Source organism: Mycobacterium sp. D16R24 (assembly GCF_002013385.1).
Taxonomy (GTDB): Bacteria; Actinomycetota; Actinomycetes; order Mycobacteriales; family Mycobacteriaceae; genus Mycobacterium.
Map to the genome: position 1 here is coordinate 82991 of NZ_MAEV01000015.1, position 15893 is coordinate 98883.

General features: G+C 65.7%; 17 protein-coding genes. 6 read left to right on the plus strand and 11 right to left on the minus strand.

What is annotated here, in order from left to right; genetic code table 11:
- Window positions 1–56: 56 nt before the first annotated feature.
- Window positions 57–842: a DNA repair protein RecO gene (gene recO, locus B4383_RS13990; protein WP_078291039.1), complete on the minus strand. Its 786-nt coding sequence runs from the start codon at window positions 840–842 to the stop codon at window positions 57–59.
- A 73-nt stretch (window positions 843–915) separates the two neighbouring features.
- Between recO and B4383_RS13995 the strand changes: the two genes are divergently transcribed.
- A complete protein-coding gene (locus tag B4383_RS13995) occupies window positions 916–2316 on the plus strand; it encodes an amidase (RefSeq protein ID WP_078291041.1) in 1401 nt (466 codons plus the stop codon).
- Between the two features lie 76 nt (window positions 2317–2392).
- On the opposite strand, the gene B4383_RS14000 is transcribed toward B4383_RS13995, so the two are convergent.
- The 9 genes from B4383_RS14000 to hrcA form a co-directional block, all read right to left on the minus strand.
- Entirely contained in the window at window positions 2393–3241 is an 849-nt protein-coding gene (locus B4383_RS14000; protein WP_078291044.1) for a DUF559 domain-containing protein, read from the minus strand.
- A 127-nt stretch (window positions 3242–3368) separates the two neighbouring features.
- Window positions 3369–4289, minus strand: a complete 921-nt coding sequence (era, locus tag B4383_RS14005; protein WP_078291046.1) for a GTPase Era — start codon at window positions 4287–4289, stop codon at window positions 3369–3371.
- Complete coding sequence (locus B4383_RS14010; RefSeq protein ID WP_078291048.1) at window positions 4286–4624, minus strand: cytidine deaminase; 339 nt, start codon at window positions 4622–4624, stop codon at window positions 4286–4288. The genes era and B4383_RS14010 overlap by 4 nt, the downstream gene beginning before the upstream one ends.
- Window positions 4617–5933: a hemolysin family protein gene (locus tag B4383_RS14015; protein WP_078291051.1), complete on the minus strand. Its 1317-nt coding sequence runs from the start codon at window positions 5931–5933 to the stop codon at window positions 4617–4619. The genes B4383_RS14010 and B4383_RS14015 overlap by 8 nt, the downstream gene beginning before the upstream one ends.
- Window positions 5933–6445, minus strand: a complete 513-nt coding sequence (ybeY, locus tag B4383_RS14020) for an rRNA maturation RNase YbeY (protein WP_078291054.1) — start codon at window positions 6443–6445, stop codon at window positions 5933–5935. The genes B4383_RS14015 and ybeY overlap by 1 nt, the downstream gene beginning before the upstream one ends.
- Window positions 6442–7407, minus strand: a complete 966-nt coding sequence (locus B4383_RS14025; RefSeq protein ID WP_286144011.1) for a PhoH family protein — start codon at window positions 7405–7407, stop codon at window positions 6442–6444. Before B4383_RS14025 ends, ybeY begins: the two co-directional genes overlap by 4 nt.
- A gap of 184 nt (window positions 7408–7591) precedes the next feature.
- Entirely contained in the window at window positions 7592–8380 is a 789-nt protein-coding gene (locus B4383_RS14030) for a 16S rRNA (uracil(1498)-N(3))-methyltransferase (protein WP_078291059.1), read from the minus strand.
- 6 nt (window positions 8381–8386) lie between these two features.
- Window positions 8387–9535: a molecular chaperone DnaJ gene (dnaJ, locus tag B4383_RS14035; protein WP_078291061.1), complete on the minus strand. Its 1149-nt coding sequence runs from the start codon at window positions 9533–9535 to the stop codon at window positions 8387–8389.
- Between the two features lie 45 nt (window positions 9536–9580).
- On the minus strand, window positions 9581–10606 hold the full coding sequence (gene hrcA / locus B4383_RS14040) for a heat-inducible transcriptional repressor HrcA (RefSeq protein ID WP_078291063.1): 1026 nt from the start codon (window positions 10604–10606) through the stop codon (window positions 9581–9583).
- A gap of 121 nt (window positions 10607–10727) precedes the next feature.
- Here hrcA and B4383_RS14045 point away from each other — a divergent pair, with 121 nt between their 5' ends.
- Window positions 10728–11036 carry a type II toxin-antitoxin system VapB family antitoxin gene (locus tag B4383_RS14045; RefSeq protein WP_078291065.1) on the plus strand — a complete coding sequence of 103 codons (309 nt, stop codon included), beginning with the start codon at window positions 10728–10730 and terminating at the stop codon, window positions 11034–11036.
- A gap of 6 nt (window positions 11037–11042) precedes the next feature.
- Here the strand turns inward: B4383_RS14045 and hemW are convergent, their stop codons facing one another.
- Window positions 11043–12218, minus strand: coding sequence for a radical SAM family heme chaperone HemW (gene hemW, locus B4383_RS14050; protein ID WP_078291067.1), 1176 nt, complete (start codon window positions 12216–12218; stop codon window positions 11043–11045).
- A gap of 89 nt (window positions 12219–12307) precedes the next feature.
- Here hemW and B4383_RS27420 point away from each other — a divergent pair, with 89 nt between their 5' ends.
- The 4 genes from B4383_RS27420 to cysD all read left to right on the plus strand — a co-directional run bounded on the left by B4383_RS27420 (window position 12308) and on the right by cysD (window position 15891).
- On the plus strand, window positions 12308–12451 hold the full coding sequence (locus B4383_RS27420; RefSeq protein ID WP_353615241.1) for an Ms4527A family Cys-rich leader peptide: 144 nt from the start codon (window positions 12308–12310) through the stop codon (window positions 12449–12451).
- 103 nt (window positions 12452–12554) lie between these two features.
- Window positions 12555–14237, plus strand: a complete 1683-nt coding sequence (locus tag B4383_RS14055) for a nitrite/sulfite reductase (RefSeq protein ID WP_078291069.1) — start codon at window positions 12555–12557, stop codon at window positions 14235–14237.
- A complete protein-coding gene (locus B4383_RS14060) occupies window positions 14234–14956 on the plus strand; it encodes a phosphoadenylyl-sulfate reductase (RefSeq protein ID WP_078291071.1) in 723 nt (240 codons plus the stop codon). The genes B4383_RS14055 and B4383_RS14060 overlap by 4 nt, the downstream gene beginning before the upstream one ends.
- Window positions 14953–15891, plus strand: a complete 939-nt coding sequence (gene cysD, locus B4383_RS14065) for a sulfate adenylyltransferase subunit CysD (RefSeq protein WP_078291073.1) — start codon at window positions 14953–14955, stop codon at window positions 15889–15891. Before B4383_RS14060 ends, cysD begins: the two co-directional genes overlap by 4 nt.
- Window positions 15892–15893: the final 2 nt, after the last annotated feature.

Sequence of the window (15893 nt, forward strand, 5' to 3'; positions counted from 1 at the left end):
TGTCCGGGAACGTCGGGGCGTAGCCGGGCGGGACGTCGGCCCAATCCGTGAAGTACTTATCCTGCTGCGGATCGGGCTGGCTGCTCTTCACCATGGGTCATATTTAACCTGGTCCCGCGTTCGACCAGCGGGAGTGTCCGCAGCTTGCGCTCCAGATGCCACTGCAAATGCGCCGCGATCAATCCGCTGGCCTGGGTGCGCTGGGTCTGCGGCACGTCATCGGTGGCCGCCCAGTCGCCGTCATGAAGTGCGGCCATCAGCTCCAGCACACCCGGTGGTGGAGTCGCCGCACCCGCGGGACGGCAGTGCACACAAACGCTGCCACCCGCCCCCACATGGAAGGCCCGGTGCGGGCCCGGGGTGGCGCAGCGCGCGCACTCGTTGATGGCGGGTGCCCACCCGGCAATGCTCATGGCGCGCAACAGATACGCATCCAGAACCAACTCGCGGGAGCGCTGCTGATCGGCGATGGCCCTGAGCGCACCAACGGTGAGGCGGTGCAGAGCGAGGGCCGGGGCGCGCTCTTCACCGGCGATCCGCTCAGCGGTCTCCAGGACGGCGCAGGCGGTGGTGTACCGGCCGTAATCGCTGACGATGTCCGACGCGAAGGCGTCGATGGCCTGCACCTGCGTGACGATGTCGAGATTGCGTCCCGGATGCAGCTGCACATCGATATGCGCGAACGGTTCCAGCCGCGACCCAAACTTACTGCGGGTGCGGCGCACCCCCTTGGCTACCGCGCGGACCAAGCCATGCTGGCGGGTCAACAGGGTCACGATGCGGTCGGCCTCACCGAGCTTGTGCTGCCGCAGCACGACAGCACGATCCCGATAAAGCCGCATGCGAACAGTTTTCCATCTGGTACCGACGAATCCCCGCATTGACGCACTATTTCGACGGCCTACCCTTCTGGTCATGTCGGGCTTTCCTACGCTCACCTCGCAGGCCTCCGCACTGGTAGAGGGTTCGGCCAGCTCCATTTCGCTGACCCTCGCGGCGCTCAACGCGATCAAATCCAGCCAGTCGACCCTCAACGCGTTCCGGGTGGTGTGCACCAAGAGCGCCCTCGCCGATGCCGCCGAGGCCGACAAGCGATTAGCCGCCGGTGAGCGGCTGCCGTTGCTCGGGGTTCCCATTGCCATCAAGGACGACACCGACTTGGCGGGCACCCCCACCGCCTTCGGTACCGCCGGGGCGGTTGGCTCAGAATCCGAGGACGCCGAACTGGTGCGACGGCTTCGGGCAGCGGGCGCGATCATCGTCGGCAAGACCAATACCTGTGAGCTCGGTCAGTGGGGCTTCACCAGCGGTCCCGGCTTCGGACACACCCGCAACCCGTGGAGCCGTGCTCACACCCCCGGCGGATCGTCGGGAGGTAGCGCGGCCGCGGTGGCGGCCGGCCTCGTCGCCGGGGCAATCGGTTCGGATGGGGCCGGGAGCATCCGGATTCCGGCCGCATGGACGCACCTGGTCGGCATCAAGCCGCAGCGTGGACGGATCTCCACCTGGCCACTGGCGGAGGCGTTCAACGGGATAACGGTGCACGGGCCCCTGGCGCGCACCGTCGCCGATGCCGCGCTGTTGTTGGACGCCGTCTCAGGGAACGCCCCCGGGGATCTGCACAAGCCACCCCATGTGCGGGTGTTCGACGCCGTCCAGGAGGACCCGGGGCAGCTGCGTATCGCGCTGTCGCTCAAGGTTCCGTTCTCAGGGTTTCCCGCGCACATTCATCCGACGATCGAAGCCGCGACCCGCTATGTGGGCCATCAGCTGCGTTCCCTCGGGCACATGGTGTCCGAGGGCGATCCGGATTACGGCGTCGGGCTCGGCCTGAACTTCCTGCCGCGGGCGACCGCCGGGCTGCTGCCCTGGCAGGACCGGCTCGATGCCGGCGCGCATTGGGATCACCGCACAGTGACCAACATGCGCACGGGCCGACGCCTGGCGGGCTGGGCGCTGCGGCGTGCGCGTGCCGCGGAGCCGAGGTTGCAGGCACGCGTCGGCAAAATCTTCGGCAGCTTCAACGTCGTGCTGGCGCCAACGACAGCCCAACCGCCAACGGGTATCTACGATTTCGACGATATCGGCAGCATCGCAACGGATCGCGGACAAATCGGCGCCTGCCCCATGACCTGGCCATGGAATGTACTCGGGTGGCCATCGGTCAACGTCCCCGCCGGTTTCACCGAAGACGGGTTGCCGGTCGGCGTACAGCTGATGGGTCCGGCAAACAGCGAGCCACTGCTGATTTCCCTTGCGGCACAGCTCGAATCGATCAACAATTGGGCATCGGAGACCCCCGATCCCTGGTGGTGACGGTCCCTTTGCATCGACACGCCCCCTTACGGCGTATTCGTATCGCACGTTCTCGCCACTAACGGGCGTGTCGAGATTAGGCTGCCTGTGCTCTGACCCGGTAGGCGGACCTGACCCGTGCGACAACCGAACCCGGGTCATTGACCAGCTGGTCGCGGCTGACGCGGATGAGCTTCCAGCCCATCGCCGAGATGAACTCCTGTCGCTCGATGTCCCGACGATGCTGAGCGGAATCGCCCCAGTGCTGTGCACCATCGAACTCAGCAGCCAACCGCTCAGTTCGCCAGCCCATGTCGAGGCGTACCACCCGCCCACTCGGCCCCTTGAGCTCAATCTGTGTCTCAGGACGCGGCAGCCCACCACCGACAAGACAGAGTCGCAACCTGGTCTCCTGCACCGATTCGGCGCCCGGGTCTGCCAGCAAGAGCACGTTCTGTAGACGGCGCAGGCCGCGAGCGCCGGGATGTCGTGCGATTAGCGAATCCACCTCGGTGACATCGCAATCACGGAGCAGCACATCCGTCAGCTCAATAGCCCTCCCCGACTGCACTCGTCGACCGATATCAAATATCGTCCTCGCCGGGGTAGTCACCGCAACGTCACCGACGATCGTGCATTCGTCAGTTACGAGGCGATCGCCGCGAATGACGATTCCCTCCGGGGCATTTCGTCGCGATCGATTCAGCTCCACCACACGTTCGGCGGAGATGTACGGATTGCCCAGTAATGCCGCCGCCGACACCCCGCACACCACCGCCTGGCGGCCCGCCCACAGGTACGCCGCCTTCGCCCGCACGCTCGCCGTGAGTTCAGCGCCCGCCGGGAGGTACACATCACGGAAGACCGCGTCGTAGTGCTGACGAAGCTCATGTCGTGTGAGCACACCCGCAGCGATGGCCTCGCTGCCCACAATGAGTTTGTCCATGGCCGGACCTTGCCACGCACCACCGACAAAGCGAACGCTGTTACCGACACGCCTGTTAGTGGCGAGAACGTGCGATACGAATACGCCACAACACGGCGTGTCGGCGCAGAGGGGCGCGAGGGGCGAGCTAGAACCCCAGCTTGCCGAGCTGCTTGGGGTCGCGCTGCCAGTTCTTGGCTACCTTGACCCGCAAATCCAGGAAAACCTTAGTGCCAAGTAGCTTTTCGATCTGCTTGCGCGCGTTGGTCCCGACTTCGCGCAGCCGTGATCCACCCTTGCCGATGACGATGCCCTTTTGGCTGTCCCGCTCGACGTAGAGGATCGCGTGCACATCGATCAGCTCTGAGCCCTCGGGCCGACCCTCGCGTTCGTTCACCTCGTCGATCACCACCGCCAGCGAGTGCGGCAGCTCATCACGCACACCTTCGAGCGCCGCCTCACGGATCAGCTCTGCCATGAGCACCTCTTCGGGCTCATCGGTCAGCTCACCATCAGGGTAGAACGCGGGCCCGGGCTGCAGCTTGGACGCCAAAACCTCTGTCAGCACCTCAACTTGGGATCCTGAGACCGCAGACACCGGAACAATATCCGCATCCGGCCCGACGAGCTCGGACACCGACAGCAGCTGCTCGGCCACCCGCTCCTTGCTCACCTTGTCGATCTTGGTGACGATCGCGATCAGCGTGGTGCGCGGCGCGATGAGCTTGATCTGCTCGTAGATCCACTTGTCGCCCGGCCCGATGCCCTCATCGGCCGGAATGCAGAGGCCGATCACGTCAACCTCGGAATACGTATCGCGCACAAGGTCGTTGAGCCGTTGCCCAAGAAGCGTGCGCGGCCGGTGCAGCCCCGGAGTGTCGACGAGGACGATCTGGTAATTCTCGCGGTGCACGATCCCGCGAATCGTGTGCCGCGTGGTCTGCGGCCGGTTTGAGGTGATGGCGACCTTCTGCCCCACCAGCGCATTGGTCAGCGTCGACTTACCGGTGTTCGGCCGCCCGACGAAACAGACGAAGCCAGAACGGAACTCCTCATCGGATCCGCTCACAACTGCCCCGCAGGCACACCGGTGCGGTCGGTCACGACGACCGTCGCCGACGGCGACAGCTCTCGCACCGCGGCGATACCCGGATCCTCATGGGAGCCACCGGCCAGCACCGCAGCCTCGATGGCCGACGCTCCACTGGAGACCGCCGCTGCCACCGCCGCCTGCAGCGCCGTCAGCGACAGTGCCGAAAGCGACACCGGCGCACCCGCATAGGTGCGGCCGTCGCCATCGCGCACCGCCGCTCCCGATTTCGCCTCGGCACGCCCCATCGCTCCACGGGCCAACACGACGAGCTTGTTATCTTCATCGTTCAGACTGGCGTCTGATTCACTCATCTCTTTCCTCCGCTTTCTCGTCATCTGCCACCGCGGCCCCTTCGGGGTCGGGTTGCACCAGGATCGTGCCGATGCGCACCCGGCCCCGCGTGTCCGGGCCACCCTCAGCCTGCAACAAAAGTCCGTGCGAGGCGGCCGTGGACCCCGGCAGCGGAACGCGCCCCAGCTCCAGCGCCAGTAGTCCGCCGACGGTCTCGACGTCCAGGTCCTCGTCGAATTCAACGCCGTACAGCTCCCCCAGGGCCTCGATGGGCAACCTGGCAGAGACACGAAATGTCTTGTGCTTCAAGTCCTCCACCGGAGCGACCTCGTCGTGGTCGTACTCGTCGGCGATCTCCCCGACAATCTCCTCCAGTACGTCCTCGATGGTCACCAACCCGGCGATCGCTCCATACTCGTCGACGAGCAGCGCCATGTGCTTGCGGTGCTGCTGCATCTCACGCAGCAGCGCATCCAGCGGCTTGGAGTCCGGAACGAACACCGCCGGCCTCATCACCTGCGCCACGGTGACATCGCGGCCACCGTTCACCGAGTAGTAGGTCTGCTGCACAAGGTCCTTGAGAAAGACCACCCCGACGACGTCGTCGACGTTCTCCCCGACTACCGGGATGCGGGAGTGCCCGCTGCGCACCGCCAACGAGGTGGCTTGCCCGGCCGTCTTGTCAGATTCGATCCACACCATCTCGGTGCGCGGCACCATCACCTCGCGGGCGGGCGTATCGCCCAGCTCGAACACCGACTGGATCATTCGACGTTCGTCGTCGGCCACCACGCCGCGCTGCTGCGCCATGTCGACCACCTCGCGCAGCTCGATCTCGGAGGCAAACGGGCCGTTGCGGAAACCGCGCCCGGGCGTCACCGCGTTACCGAGCAGGATGAGCAGCCGCGAAATGGGGCCCAGCAGAACCGAAATCACCTGCAGCGGAACGGCGGCACCCAGCGCTATCGAGTACGCGTGTTGGCGCCCCAACGTACGCGGGCCCACCCCGATCGCCACGAAGCTCGTCACCACCATGACGATCGCCGAGATCGTCAGCGCGGCACCGAGGCTCATCCGTGCGGTCAGATATCCGGCCAGGCACACCGTCGACAAGATCTCGCACGTGGTACGCAGCAGCACAACCAGATTCACATAGCGTGGACGGTCTCGGATCACCACGGAAAGCCTTACCGCGCCCGGCCTTTCCTCACGAACCAGCTCGTCGATGCGCGCCGACGACACGGTGTTGATGGCCGCATCGATGGCCGCGAACGCGCCCCCCAGGCCGACGAGGACGATCGCCGCCAGCAGCAGCCCTATGCCAGACATCACTCGTCGAAGTTGCGCGACTTGTCGAGCAGGCGACTATCCCGATACAGCTGGGCTTGCTGCTCGTACCAGTCCTTCAGCAGCTGGTTCTGCAGCGCGAACATCTCGCGCTCTTCCTCTGGTTCGGCGTGGTCATAGCCGAGCAGGTGCAGCACGCCATGCACGGTCAGCAGCGCCAGCTCGTGTGCCAACGAATGCCCCGCCGCCTCAGCCTGTTCGGCCGCGAACTGCGGGCACAGCACGATATCGCCGAGCATCGAGGGCCCGGGTTCGGGTGCGTCCGGGCGGCCCCCAGGCTCCAGCTCATCCATCGGGAAGGACATCACATCGGTGGGGCCGGGCAGATCCATCCACCGCATGTGCAGGTCTGCCATGGCCGCGAGATCGACGAGCATCATGGAAAGTTCCGCTGCCGGATGGACATCCATTGCCGCGATGGCAAATCGTGCGACGCTGACCAATTCGCCCTCGGCGACGTCGACACCCGACTCGTTGACGACCTCGATGCTCATCGGTGCCGGCTCCGGTTCCCCGATGCGCGCCGCTGCGCGCGGTTGTCTGTCAGATCGGAGTCCTCAAAACGTGCATAGGCATCCACGATCTCCGACACCAATCGGTGACGAACCACATCGGCACTAGTCAACTCCGAGAAGTGAATTCCCTCGATATTGTCAAGAATCTCGACCGCGGCACGCAGCCCGGAACGGGCGCCACCCGGTAGGTCGACCTGTGTCACGTCACCGGTGACCACGATCTTGGAACCGAACCCCAGCCGGGTGAGGAACATCTTCATCTGTTCGGCGGTGGTGTTCTGCGCCTCGTCGAGAATGATGAACGCGTCGTTGAGTGTCCGGCCCCGCATATATGCCAGCGGCGCAACCTCGATGACCCCGGCCGACATCAGCTTGGGGATGAGTTCGGGGTCCATCATGTCGTGCAGCGCGTCGTACAGCGGCCGCAGGTATGGGTCGATCTTCTCGCTCAGGGTGCCGGGCAGGAAGCCCAGCCGCTCCCCCGCCTCGACCGCCGGACGGGTCAGGATGATCCGGGTGACCTGCTTGCTCTGTAACGCGTTGACCGCCTTGGCCATCGCCAGATACGTCTTGCCCGTACCGGCCGGGCCGATACCGAAAACCACGGTGTTGGCATCGATCGCGTCCACATAGCGCTTCTGGTTCAGCGTCTTCGGGCGGATGGTCTTACCGCGCCGCGACAGGATGTCCAGACTCAGCACCTCGGCGGGCGACTCATCGTCGTCGCCGGTGAGCATGGCCCCGGTATGCCGCACTGTCGAGGGCGTCAGCTGCTGGCCCCGGCGAGCGATCACGATCAGCTCGGAGACCACACGCTCGGCCAGCGCCACGTCGCCGGGCTCGCCGGTAAAGGTGATGGTGTTTCCGCGGGCGTGGACATCGGCGGTCAACATGTCCTCAAGCTCGCGCAGGTTTTCATCAGCAGAACCCAGCAGGCCCATGATGAGATCGTTCGGAATCTCGACGCTGCTGCGTACTTCCCTGGACTGCACAGCGGCATCTTCTTCTCGGCTCGTCACGTGGTTAAGGTCGCCTGCTTTCTTGGGTTGTGAAGTTGCCTTGAGTTTACCGCTGGCAACCGTGCGCCTCCACGCGATTAGTGTCGTTGTCTCTGCACGCGAGCGCTCACCGGTGCGTCAGCGGACCGCCGGCCCATCGGTCGGTGAGCACCCCGAGGGCGCCCAGCGCGACGGCAGCGGCACTGGATGTGCGCAACACCGTTGGCCCCAAACGCACCGCGACCGCACCCGCGTCCGCCAAAACCCCCAGCTCGTCGTCCGCGACACCGCCCTCGGGCCCGACGATGAGCACCACCGACGACGCCGCGGACAGCCGCTCGCCCCGGGCGCTGAGCCCGGAGTCCGCCGATTCATGCAGCACCAGCACGACGGCCCCGTCGGCCGCCCGCTGACGGACCAGCTCGGCCAGCTGCGCCGTCGAATGCAGTGTCGACACTGTCGGGACGAAGGCCCGGCGGGACTGTCGTGACGCCGCCCGTGCCACCGCCTCCCAGCGCCGTCGTCCCTTCGCCGCCTTGTCCGGGTCGTTCGGTGCGTCCCAGCGCGACACACATCGCTGCGCCTGCCACGGAACGATCTCGTCGGCGCCCGCCTCCACCGCCAGATCGACGGCAAGCTCGGCGCGATCGGATTTCGGAAGTGCCTGCACCACAGTCACTGTGGGAACCGCGGCAGCGACGCTCCAGCGCGCGGTCACCTCGATCGACAGGCTGGTGCGGTCGACAGAGGCGACGACACCGTCGCCGACCTCTCCCGCCCCGTCGCACACCATGACGGGCTCACCGACACGCATGCGCAGCACCCGCGTGGCGTGGTGTCCCTCGTCACCCAGCAGACTCACCTGCTCCCCGACGGCGGGGACCTGGTCAACGTAGAAGATGGTGGCAGCCGCCATCTGGATCTACCGGCCCGTGAAGGCCTCGCGCAGCCGCGAGAACACCCCGCCGGACGCGGACTCGGCCCACACCACCTCGGCGGTTTCCTTGTTCCGGGTCTTGAAGTCCTTCAGCAGCTCACGTTCCTTAGCATCCATCCGGGTCGGCACCACCACGTCCAGATGGGCGTGCAGGTTTCCGCGGACACCGGTGCGCAGGTGCGGCATGCCCTTCCCGCGCATCGTCACCACCGAACCCGGCTGCGATCCCGGCTCGACCTTGACGACGGTCGGCCCGTCGATGATGGCGTCGACCGACACACTGGTGCCCAGCGCCGCCTCCACCATCGGGACCCGGACCGTGAAATGCAGGTCATCCCCGTCACGAATGAACACGTCGTGCGGCTTCTCGTGCACTTCGACGTACAGATCACCGGCCGGTCCACCTCCGGGACCGACCTCACCCTGGGCCGCCAGCCGCACCCTCATGCCGTCGCCCACACCTGCCGGGATCTTGACCGTGATGTCTCGACGCGCGCGCACCCGGCCGTCGCCGCCGCACTTGTGGCAGGGATCGGTGATGACCTCTCCGGCCCCCTGACACGTCGGACAGGGGCGCGACGTCAGCACCTGGCCAAGCAAGGAGCGCTGCACGGTCTGCACCTCGCCACGGCCACCACAGGTCTCGCAGGCGCTCGGCGCCGAGTTTCCGTGGGTGCCCTTACCGGTACATCCATCGCACAGAATCGCGGTGTCGACGGTCACCTGCTTGCTGACGCCGGTCGCACATTCCAGCAGTTCAAGCCGCATGCGCAGCAGAGAATCGGAACCGGGCTGCACCCGGCCGCGCGGACCACGCGAGCCGCCGGCCGATCCGCCGAAGAACGCCTCGAAGACGTCGCCCAGACCGCCGAAGCCCGAACCGAAGCCACCCCCGAACCCGTTGCCACCGCCGCCGTTCTCCAGCGGGTCTCCACCCAGGTCGACGATGCGCCGCTTCTCCGGATCGGTCAGCACCTCGTAGGCGATGCTGACCTCCTTGAACTGCGTCTGGGCCTGTTCATCGGGGTTGATGTCGGGGTGCAGCTCACGGGCGAGCTTGCGGTACGCCCGCTTGAGCTCGCTGTCGCTGGCACCCTTGCTGACCCCGAGGATGCCGTAATAATCACGCGCCACTGTGTTGATCTCGCTCCGTTGGTATCTGTCTAATTCACATAGCTGCTAGCGCTTGGCTAGCACTTCGCCGATATACATGGCAACCGCCGCGACGTTCGCGATGGTTCCCGGGTAGTCCATTCGTGTGGGCCCCAGCACACCCATACCGCCGAATACCGCTCCGCCCGCACCATACGGGGTGGAGACGACCGAGGTGCCGATCATCTGCTCAGCAGCGGTTTCGTGGCCGATGTGCACCGTGACCCGGCCGGCCTCCTGCTGTGCGGCGAGCAAGCGCAACACCACCACCTGCTCCTCCAGCGCCTCCAGCACGGTGCGCAGCTGACCACCGAAATCACCGACGTTGCGGGTCAGGTTGGCCGTGCCACCGAGCAGCAGGCGATCCTCATGATGCTCGACGAGCGTTTCCACCAGGACCGTCGCCGCACGGGTGAGTGGATAGCGCAGGTCGTCGTCGGACTGTTCGGCGAGCTCGGCGACGGCCACCGAGGCCGCCGACAGCTTCTTGCCATCCAGCGCCGCGCCCAGCAGGACGCGGAGTCTGCTCAGCTGGTCATCACTGATGACGTCGCCCAGCTCGACGATCCGCTGATCGACCCGCCCGGAGTCGGTGATGACCACCAGCAGCAGCCGGGCCGGGGTCAACAGCACCACCTCGAGGTGGCGCACGCTGGACGAGGACAGCGTCGGATACTGCACGACGGCGACCTGACGAGTCATCTGCGCCAGCAGCCGCACGGCACGTCGCAGCACGTCATCGAGGTCGACGCCGCCTTCCAGGAAATTCAGGATGGCCTTGCGCTCGGCACCCGAGAGCGGTTTGACGTCCTCAAGCCGATTGACGAATTCTCGGTAGCCCTTTTCCGTCGGAATGCGTCCGGAGCTGGTGTGCGGCTGGGCGATGTAACCCTCGGCCTCCAGGACCGCCATATCGTTGCGGACGGTGGCGCTGGAAACCCCGAGGCCGTGCCTGTCGACCAGGGCCTTGGAGCCGATCGGCTCCTTGGTGGTGACGTAGTCGGCGACGATGGCCCGCAGTACCTCGAAGCGCCGGTCATCGGCACTGGCCATGGTCACCTCCCTCACGCGTGATGTGCCCCTATTTTACGGGGCCACGCTGTGCCAACCCGCCACCATGGCAGTCCACGCTAACCTCAGGTGTTATGCAGGGATCATTACGGAGTGATTTGCAGTGATCTTTAAGGGTGTTCGCGAAGGGAAGCCGTACCCAGAACATGGGCTATCGACGAGGGATTGGTCGCGCATCCCGCCCCGGCAGATCCGTCTGGACGAACTCGTCACCACCACGACGGTGCTCGCCTTGGACCGCTTGCTCAGCGAGGACTCGACGTTCTACGGGGACCTGTTCCCGCACGCCGTGAAGTGGCAGGGCGTCACCTATCTGGAGGACGGACTGCACCGAGCCGTGCGAGCCGCGTTGCGTAATCGGGTTGTGCTGCACGCCAGGGTTTTCGATATGGATCAGCTGCGCGGGGTTTAGGCGGCGTCAATCCAGGATCGTGCGCACCACGCCGTCGGCCAGCAAGCGCCCCCGATCGGTGAGCACCAGCCGATCATCCACCAGCCGCCCCAGCCCCTCGGCCACCACGGCGGGCACCCGGCCGCGTTCCTCGACGGTCAAGTCCGCCAAGGCGATTCCCGTGTTCAGCCGCACCGCGAGCAGGACATCCTCGGTGTGCCGTTCGGCGGGACTGAGGATCTCGTGCCCGCCGACGGGCAGCTGCCCCTGCCCCAGCTGCTTGGCATAGGCGTTGGGGTGCTTGACGTTCCACCACCGCACGCCGTTGACATGTCCGTGCGCACCCGGTCCGGCACCCCACCAGTCACCGCCGGCCCAGTAGCCAAGATTGTGCCGGCACTGCCCGCCGGGGCGTGCCCAGTTGGACACCTCATACCAGTCCAGCCCCACCGCCGACAGCGCCGTATCCAGCAGCTGGTACCGGTCGGCCAGGGCGTCCTCGTCGGGATTCGGCAGTTCGCCGCGCCGGACACGCCGCGCCAGGGCGGTGCCCTCCTCGACGACCAGCGCGTACGCCGACACGTGGTCTACCCCGGCGTCGAGCACTGCATCGATGGAGCGACGCAGGTCGTCATCGGTCTCCCCCGGAGTGCCATAGATGAGGTCCAGGTTCACATGCTCGAGACCGGCCGCACGCGCCTCCCGCGCCGCCGCCACCGCCCGCCCGGGCGCGTGCACGCGATCCAGCGTGGCCAGCACATGTGCAGCCGCCGACTGCATCCCCAGCGAGACCCGGGTGTATCCGGCCGCACGAATCGTCTCGAAGAACTCCGGCGAGGTGGACTCCGGATTGGCCTCGGTGGTCACCTCGGCGCCAGGCGTCAGGGTGAAGTGTGCACTGATGGCGCCGAGCACCTCTGCGAGCCCGGAACCGCCCAGCAGGGAGGGTGTCCCGCCGCCGACGAATACGGTCTCCACCGGCGGTTTTCCGTCCAGAGTCCGCGCGGCCAGGTCCAGCTCGGCACGCAGCGCCTCGAGCCAGCCCGCCGGTGAGGTGCCGTCACCGAGCTCGTCGGCGGTGTAGGTATTGAAATCGCAGTATCCGCAGCGTGTGGCACAGAACGGAACATGTACGTAGATCCCGAACGGACGGCCCACCGCTGGCACCAGGGGCGGCAGGGCGGCGGTGGTTTCGGGTCTCACCGCTCAAGTGTGTGCCAGGGTCGACGGCAGAAAAAATCTGTCCGGTCAATAGCGGGAATCCCCCACACCGAATGGAGGTTTTGCTCACAATGAGCGGAATTACGACCCGGTCGTACGGGGTGCCAGTTTCGCATGGCACAATTGGCCGGGTGAGCACACATCAGGTCCCGCTTGTCGCGCGGCGACACATCGACCTGAAGCGTGTCTGTAGCGCGTGTTGTCTCCCTTACTGACGTAGTCCTACCCGTCTGCCACCCATACGGTCGTGAGGATCTGCGCCTCCGGTCAGCCCCCGGTGTGTCGCCCACGACTGTGTCTGCCTTTCTGAGGAGCACCATGACCACCAGCGAGACCCGGCCCGCTCGCCCGAAGCAACAGCGCAGCGAGGGCCAATGGGCACTCGGCCACCACGAACCCCTCAACGCCAACGAGCAGGCAAAGAAGGACGACCACCCGCTGAACGTGCGGGAGCGCATCGAAACCATCTACGCCCACAAGGGCTTCGAAAGCATCGACAAGACCGACCTGCGTGGCCGCTTCCGCTGGTGGGGTCTGTACACCCAGCGCAAGCCTGGTTTCGACGGCAGCTGGACCGGTGATGAGAACACCGACATGCTCGAAGACGAGCACTTCATGCTGCGCGTGCGTTCGGACGGTGGCGCGTTGTCGGTCGGTGCCCTGCGCACCCTGGGTGATCTGTCCACCACGTACGCGCGGGATACGGCCGATCTCTCCGACCGTGAAAATGTGCAGTATCACTGGATCCGGGTCGAGGACATGCCGGAGATCTGGCGCCGTCTCGACGAGGTCGGGCTGCACACGACACAAGCCTGCGGCGACTGCCCCCGCGTGATCCTCGGCTCGCCGCTCGCCGGTGAGTCCCTGGATGAAGTACTCGATCCGACACCGGCCATCGACGAGATCGTGCGCCGCTACATCGGAAAGAAGGAGTACGCGAACCTTCCCCGCAAGTTCAAGACGGCCATCTCCGGCCTGCAGGACGTGGTGCACGAGATCAACGACGTCGCCTTCATCGGCGTGGTGCATCCGGAGCACGGTCCGGGTCTGGACGTGTGGGTGGGCGGCGGTCTGTCGACCAACCCGATGCTGGCGCAGCGTCTCGGGGTGTGGGTGCCGCTCGACGAAGTGCCCGACGTCTGGGAAGGCGTCGTCAGCATCTTCCGCGATTACGGCTACCGCCGTCTGCGCGCCAAGGCACGGTTGAAGTTCCTGGTCAAGGATTGGGGCGTCGAGAAGTTTCGCGAAGTTCTCGAGACTGAATACCTGAAGCGGCCTCTCATCGACGGGCCTGCTCCGGTGCAGCCGCCGCGGCCGATCGACCACGTCGGTGTGCAACGACTCAAGAACGGGCTCAACGCTGTTGGCGTCTCGCCCATTGCCGGCCGGGTGTCCGGCACCATCTTGTCGGCGGTCGCCGACCTTGCCGAGAAGGCGGGCTCGGACCGTGTCAGGTTCACGCCGTATCAGAAGCTGATTATCCTCGACGTCCCCGACGAGAAACTCGGTGAGTTGACGGAGGGGCTGGATGCGCTCGGGCTGCCCTCGCGTCCGTCGCACTGGCGCAAGAATCTGATGGCCTGCACCGGCATCGAGTTCTGCAAGCTCTCATTCACCGAAACCCGCAAGCGCGCACAGGATCTGGTGCCGGAGCTGGACAAGCGGTTGGACGATCTCAACGCACAGCTGGACACTCCGGTCACCATCAACATCAATGGATGCCCCAACTCGTGCGCGCGTTCGCAGGTCGCAGACATCGGATTCAAGGGTCAGATGGTCGACGACGGCGACGGCAACAGCGTCGAGGGCTTCCAGGTGCACCTGGGCGGAAGCCTGGGCCTGGACAGCGGATTCGGCCGCAAGCTGCGTCAGCACAAGGTGACCAGCACCGAGCTCGGCGATTACATCGACCGGGTGGTGCGCAACTTCGTCAAGCAACGCACCGACGGAGAGCGCTTCGCGCAGTGGGCCGTTCGGGCCGAGGAGGCGGATCTGCGATGAGCGTTCTGGAGGGTCAAAGGAACGCCGACCAGCTGCGTGAATTAGCTGAGCGCGGCGCCGCCGAACTGCAGGACGCCTCTGCCGAGGAGCTGCTGCGGTGGACCGATGAGAACTTCGGCAACGACCCCAAGGGGTATGTCGTCGCCTCCAACATGCAGGACGCTGTGCTCATAGACCTCGCCGTACAGGTGCGTCCGGGTGTTGACGTGTTGTTCCTGGACACCGGTTATCACTTCGCCGAGACGATCGGCACCCGCGACGCCGTGGAATCGGTGTACGACATCCACATCGTCAACGTGGCCCCCGAGCAGACGGTGGCCCAGCAGAACGAGCTGGTGGGCAAGGACCTGTTCGCGAGCAATCCCGGCGAATGCTGCCGGCTTCGTAAGGTTGTGCCGCTGCGCAAGTCGCTGTCCGGATACTCCGCATGGGTGACCGGGTTGCGCCGCGTCGACGCACCGACCCGAGCCAACGCGCCGTTGATCAGCTTCGACGAGGCGTTCGGGCTGGTGAAGATCAATGCGATTGCCGCGTGGACCGACGAGGACATGCAGAAGTACATCGATGATCACGGGACCCTGGTGAATCCGCTTGTCGACGAGGGATATCCGTCGATCGGCTGCGCCCCGTGCACGGCCAAGCCTGCACTCGGCGCCGACGCACGCAGCGGACGCTGGCAGGGTATGGCCAAAACAGAATGCGGGTTGCACGCCTCATGACGACACAAATTGGACCGGAAATCAGAACGGACGCCGTGTTGAATCAGACCGAAACGCTCACCGACCTGGAATCCGAGTCGATTCACATCATCCGCGAGGTGGCCGGCGAGTTCGAGCGACCGGTGCTGCTGTTCTCCGGCGGCAAGGATTCGACGGTGCTCCTGCACACCGCGCTCAAGGCCTTTTGGCCCGCGCCGCTGCCCTTCGCGCTGCTGCATGTCGACACCGGGCACAACCTCCCCGAGGTGCTGGCCTTCCGCGACGAGATCGTCGAACGCCACAACTTGCGCCTGGTCGTCGCGAATGTCGAGGACTACCTGGCCGACGGCCGCCTGACCGAGCGGCCCGACGGTATCCGCAACCCGTTGCAGACCATCCCGCTGCTCGAAGCCATCACCGACAACAAGTTCGACGCGGTGCTGGGTGGTGGACGTCGCGATGAGGAGCGCTCCCGCGCCAAGGAGCGCATCTTCAGTCTGCGCAACGCGTTCGGCCAGTGGGATCCCAAGAAGCAGCGTCCCGAGCTCTGGAGTCTCTACAACGGCAGGCATGCCCCGGGTGAGCACGTTCGGGTGTTCCCTATCAGCAACTGGACCGAGTTGGACGTGTGGCGTTACATCGCTCGTGAGGATGTCCAGCTGGCCAACCTCTACTACGCGCATGAGCGCGAGGTGTTCAACCGTGACGGCATGCTGCTGACGCCGGGCCCGTGGGGCGGGCCGCGTGACGGTGAAGAACTGCAAACACTTTCGGTGCGATACCGCACCGTGGGCGACGGCTCCACCACGGGCGCCGTGCTCTCCGATGCCGCCGACGTCCACGCGGTACTCGCCGAGGTGGCCGCATCGCGGATCACCGAGCGGGGCGCGACCCGCGGCGACGACCGAGTGTCCGAGGCGGCGATGGAAGACCGCAAGCGAGAGGGCTATTTCTGATC

Coding starts and splice junctions, on each gene's coding strand:
- B4383_RS14025 (WP_286144011.1), bottom strand. CDS start 7,407: ATGGGCCTGCTGGGTTCTGCTGATGAAAACCTGCGCGAGCTTGAGGAC.
- B4383_RS14030 (WP_078291059.1), bottom strand. CDS start 8,380: ATGGCGGCTGCCACCATCTTCTACGTTGACCAGGTCCCCGCCGTCGGG.
- B4383_RS14010 (WP_078291048.1), bottom strand. CDS start 4,624: ATGAGTGAATCAGACGCCAGTCTGAACGATGAAGATAACAAGCTCGTC.
- cysD (WP_078291073.1), top strand. CDS start 14,953: ATGACGACACAAATTGGACCGGAAATCAGAACGGACGCCGTGTTGAAT.
- B4383_RS14055 (WP_078291069.1), top strand. CDS start 12,555: ATGACCACCAGCGAGACCCGGCCCGCTCGCCCGAAGCAACAGCGCAGC.
- B4383_RS14000 (WP_078291044.1), bottom strand. CDS start 3,241: ATGGACAAACTCATTGTGGGCAGCGAGGCCATCGCTGCGGGTGTGCTC.
- recO (WP_078291039.1), bottom strand. CDS start 842: ATGCGGCTTTATCGGGATCGTGCTGTCGTGCTGCGGCAGCACAAGCTC.
- B4383_RS27420 (WP_353615241.1), top strand. CDS start 12,308: ATGAGCGGAATTACGACCCGGTCGTACGGGGTGCCAGTTTCGCATGGC.
- B4383_RS14060 (WP_078291071.1), top strand. CDS start 14,234: ATGAGCGTTCTGGAGGGTCAAAGGAACGCCGACCAGCTGCGTGAATTA.
- B4383_RS14015 (WP_078291051.1), bottom strand. CDS start 5,933: ATGTCTGGCATAGGGCTGCTGCTGGCGGCGATCGTCCTCGTCGGCCTG.
- B4383_RS13995 (WP_078291041.1), top strand. CDS start 916: ATGTCGGGCTTTCCTACGCTCACCTCGCAGGCCTCCGCACTGGTAGAG.
- ybeY (WP_078291054.1), bottom strand. CDS start 6,445: ATGAGCATCGAGGTCGTCAACGAGTCGGGTGTCGACGTCGCCGAGGGC.
- hrcA (WP_078291063.1), bottom strand. CDS start 10,606: ATGGCCAGTGCCGATGACCGGCGCTTCGAGGTACTGCGGGCCATCGTC.